This window comes from Pseudomonas sp. GM33 (genome assembly GCF_000282295.1).
Taxonomy (GTDB): domain Bacteria; phylum Pseudomonadota; class Gammaproteobacteria; order Pseudomonadales; family Pseudomonadaceae; genus Aquipseudomonas; species Aquipseudomonas laurylsulfatiphila.
This window is the reverse complement of sequence record NZ_AKJO01000107.1, coordinates 1-4285: the sequence shown is the minus strand read 5'-3', so window position 1 is coordinate 4285 and position 4285 is coordinate 1. Positions and strand designations below refer to the sequence as shown.

The window sequence follows — 4285 nt, the reverse complement described above, 5'->3', positions numbered from 1 at the left end:
GTCAAGGACAACCGCCTCAAGCACTGGCGGGATCAGGAATATGTCTACGATGCGTGGGGCAACCTGATTGAGAAACGCAGCGGGATGAACCGGCTGCAGACGTTCACGTATGACTGCGAAAACCGCCTCGTCAAAGCTGAGACGTTGGTCAATGGCAAGCTGGAAAGTACCGGTTTGTATCGGTACGACAGCCTGGGGCGGCGGGTTGCCAAGGATTCAGAGATCAAGGGTCGGACCGAGCAGAAGCACTTTTTGTGGCAAGGCCTGCGGATGCTGCGTGAGGAAAGTGCGGGGCGGAGCAGTCTGTACCTGTATGAGCCGGGGAGTTATGCGCCCTTGGCGCGGGTGGACCAGGAGGAGGGTGGGGAGCAGCAGCTTTACTACTTCCATACCGACCAGATTGGTACGCCGCTGGAGATGACTGACGCGGACGGGAGCATTGTCTGGCAGGCGACGTACAAGGCGTGGGGGGCGGTTGAGAAGCTGGCGGTCAATGAAGTTGAACAGAATCTGCGGTTTCAGGGGCAGTATTTCGATGACGAGACGGGGCTGCACTACAACACGTTTCGGTATTACGATCCGGAGGTGGGGCGGTTTGTTACGCAGGATCCGATTGGGTTGAGCGGTGGGGTAAACCTTTATGAATACGCCCGAAACCCTGTTGATTGGATTGACGCCTTAGGGTTAAGTTGCGAGAGCCTGAATGGAAAATATAGTGAAACGACTAAGGCGAAGCTTCCAAGCTGGGTCGCTGAATCATTCAGCAATGGTGAATACAAGACTGTTGTAACGACTAAAGATATATATGTGTATCGAGTTTTTGGAGGGAATGCCAAAGCAGGCGGAGGTTTTGTATCTACTTCTCCAGCCTCTAGTAGAATTCAAGCAAAATTAGACGCTGCGCTGTTACCTGAATGGAAAAATACACGGCAATTTGAGGCTAAAATTCTTATTCCCAAGGGTACGACACTTAATGTGGGGGCGGTGGCGCCACAGATTACCAAGGCAGGAACAGTATTCAAAGGAGGGGCGGACCAAATACTCATGCCGCAAAATTGGCCAGAAAGTTGGATTGTAGGCATTAGAAATATAAGCACTATATAAGGGATTCGAGATGAAAGAAAAAGATCTGATAGAGTTGTTGCGAGAAATATTAAATGAGTTAGAACAAATTCAGGCAGTGCGTGGGGGTACGGATCTTCGCTCTATTATCGAAGATTACGAAAGGGTAGTTGTGCTCTTGCTTCGAAGAAATTTGACCGATAATTTGATCAGATTTTCGCCTAGGGAGTATTTGGAGATATATAGTGATTATGAAAATCCATTGCTTGAAAAAATGGATTTTGCACAGAGGGAAGTTAATAATTTTTTGGTTGTCAGGCCTTAAGTGCTTGATGTTTTTTTAACGCTATTTCTGTTTTTGATACGGTCATTAACACCCCCGGTCGATCGCTCTTTTAAAACTAATCGAAAAAAGTGTCTGCCAAAATTGTCTCAATCGTTTTCTCTATAGGAATAATCGACGCCAGCCGCAAGCCCAAATGCCGGTGGTGGAACACTTTGGAGCGCAAGCCGGACGGTGAGGTGCTGCGCATCCATCACCCGGACGGCAGCGCCGAATCCTTCACCTACAACGCCCTCGGCCAGGTACTGACGCACACCGACGGCAAAGGCCAGACCACGCGCCTGCTACGCACCGCCCGGGGCCTGCCGAGCAGCCGCCAGGACGCCAAGGGTCAGCGCATTCGCTACGAGTACGACCCGGCGATTCGCCTGACGGCACTGATCAACGAAAACAACGCGGCGTACCAGTTCGCCTACGATGCGTCCGACCGGCTGATCGAAGAAAAACGCATCGACAACCTGACCCGGCGCTTCAGCTACAACCTCGGCGGGCATCTGACCCAGGTCGACGAAACCGGCTACGGCGAGCGCGGTGAACGACCACAGCGCCGCACCGAATTCGAGCGGGATGGCATTGGCCGGCTGCTGGCCAAACTCAATGCCGATGCCCGTCAGGATTACCTGTACGACGACGCTGATCGCCTGCTGTCGATCCAGCGCCTGCCGACCGCGCAGGGCAAGCAACTCGGCGTCAGCGAAGAAACGCTCGAATTCTCCTACGACCTGCTCGGCCGCCTGATCCAGGAGACCACAGCGCAAGGCGCCTTGTCCTACGAGTACGACCCCCTGAGCAACCTCACCACGCTGACGTTGCCCACCGGCCAACACCTCAACCACCTGTACTACGGCAGCGGCCACCTGCATCAACTCAACCTCGACGGCCAACTGATCAGCGACATCGAGCGCGACGACCTGCACCGCGAAGTCCTGCGCACCCAAGGCACGCTCACCAGCTGCTTCGGCTACGACGCGATGGGCCGCAAGAGCTGGCAGTTCGCCTCGCGCCTGCCGGCGGAAAAACTCTCGCGCCTCCACAACCCCGGCATCCAGCCCGACCTGCTGGTCGAGCACGCCTACAACCCGATCCACCGCCGTCACCACTACGACCCGGCCGGCGAGTTGACCCGCACCCTCGACAAACTGCGCGGCGAGATCAAGTACCAATATGAAGCCAACGGCCAGCTGCACAGCCGCGACACCGGCCACTTGATCGACAGCGAAGAATTCCGCTACGACGCCGCGGCGAACCGGCTGAACTTCAACACCAGCCAGTTCGACCACGTCAAGGACAACCGCCTCAAGCACTGGCGGGATCAGGAATATGTCTACGATGCGTGGGGCAACCTGATTGAGAAACGCAGCGGGATGAACCGGCTGCAGACGTTCACGTATGACTGCGAAAACCGCCTCGTCAAAGCTGAGACGTTGGTCAATGGCAAGCTGGAAAGTACCGGTTTGTATCGGTACGACAGCCTGGGGCGGCGGGTTGCCAAGGATTCAGAGATCAAGGGTCGGACCGAGCAGAAGCACTTTTTGTGGCAAGGCCTGCGGATGCTGCGTGAGGAAAGTGCGGGGCGGAGCAGTCTGTACCTGTATGAGCCGGGGAGTTATGCGCCCTTGGCGCGGGTGGACCAGGAGGAGGGTGGGGAGCAGCAGCTTTACTACTTCCATACCGACCAGATTGGTACGCCGCTGGAGATGACTGACGCGGACGGGAGCATTGTCTGGCAGGCGACGTACAAGGCGTGGGGGGCGGTTGAGAAGCTGGCGGTCAATGAAGTTGAACAGAATCTGCGGTTTCAGGGGCAGTATTTCGATGACGAGACGGGGCTGCACTACAACACGTTTCGGTATTACGATCCGGAGGTGGGGCGGTTTGTTACGCAGGATCCGATTGGGTTGAGCGGTGGGGTAAACCTTTATGAATACGCCCGAAACCCTGTTGATTGGATTGACGCCTTAGGGTTAAGTTGCGAGAGCCTGAATGGAAAATATAGTGAAACGACTAAGGCGAAGCTTCCAAGCTGGGTCGCTGAATCATTCAGCAATGGTGAATACAAGACTGTTGTAACGACTAAAGATATATATGTGTATCGAGTTTTTGGAGGGAATGCCAAAGCAGGCGGAGGTTTTGTATCTACTTCTCCAGCCTCTAGTAGAATTCAAGCAAAATTAGACGCTGCGCTGTTACCTGAATGGAAAAATACACGGCAATTTGAGGCTAAAATTCTTATTCCCAAGGGTACGACACTTAATGTGGGGGCGGTGGCGCCACAGATTACCAAGGCAGGAACAGTATTCAAAGGAGGGGCGGACCAAATACTCATGCCGCAAAATTGGCCAGAAAGTTGGATTGTAGGCATTAGAAATATAAGCACTATATAAGGGATTCGAGATGAAAGAAAAAGATCTGATAGAGTTGTTGCGAGAAATATTAAATGAGTTAGAACAAATTCAGGCAGTGCGTGGGGGTACGGATCTTCGCTCTATTATCGAAGATTACGAAAGGGTAGTTGTGCTCTTGCTTCGAAGAAATTTGACCGATAATTTGATCAGATTTTCGCCTAGGGAGTATTTGGAGATATATAGTGATTATGAAAATCCATTGCTTGAAAAAATGGATTTTGCACAGAGGGAAGTTAATAATTTTTTGGTTGTCAGGCCTTAAGTGCTTGATGTTTTTTTAACGCTATTTCTGTTTTTGATACGGTCATTAACACCCCCGGTCGATCGCTCTTTTAAAACTAATCGAAAAAAGTGTCTGCCAAAATTGTCTCAATCGTTTTCTCTATAGGAATAATCGACGCCAGCCGCAAGCCCAAATGCCGGTGGTGGAACACTTTGGAGCGCAAGCCGGACGGTGAGGTGCTGCGCATCCATC

The 4285-nt window shown here is 52.6% G+C and carries 3 protein-coding genes and 1 pseudogene; all 4 read left to right on the top strand.

Annotated elements, in window-relative coordinates:
• Window positions 1-1104: RHS repeat domain-containing protein (locus PMI26_RS30790; protein ID WP_007976548.1), on the top strand; the 1104-nt coding region annotated here is incomplete at its 5' end.
• A 10-nt stretch (window positions 1105-1114) separates the two neighbouring features.
• A complete protein-coding gene (locus tag PMI26_RS09760) occupies window positions 1115-1387 on the top strand; it encodes a hypothetical protein (protein ID WP_007976546.1) in 273 nt (90 codons plus the stop codon).
• A gap of 128 nt (window positions 1388-1515) precedes the next feature.
• Window positions 1516-3381, top strand: a pseudogene (locus PMI26_RS0129735) (RHS repeat-associated core domain-containing protein); the annotation flags it as partial.
• Between the two features lie 418 nt (window positions 3382-3799).
• The gene (locus tag PMI26_RS0129730) at window positions 3800-4072 is read left to right on the top strand and encodes a hypothetical protein (RefSeq protein ID WP_007976546.1); all 273 of its coding nucleotides are present in this window, start codon (window positions 3800-3802) and stop codon (window positions 4070-4072) included.
• The last annotated feature ends 213 nt before the right edge of the window (window positions 4073-4285 follow it).

Excerpts from the sequence above, each read along its gene's own strand:
- PMI26_RS09760 (WP_007976546.1), top strand. The coding sequence starts at position 1,115 with ATGAAAGAAAAAGATCTGATAGAGTTGTTGCGAGAAATATTAAATGAG.
- PMI26_RS0129730 (WP_007976546.1), top strand. The coding sequence starts at position 3,800 with ATGAAAGAAAAAGATCTGATAGAGTTGTTGCGAGAAATATTAAATGAG.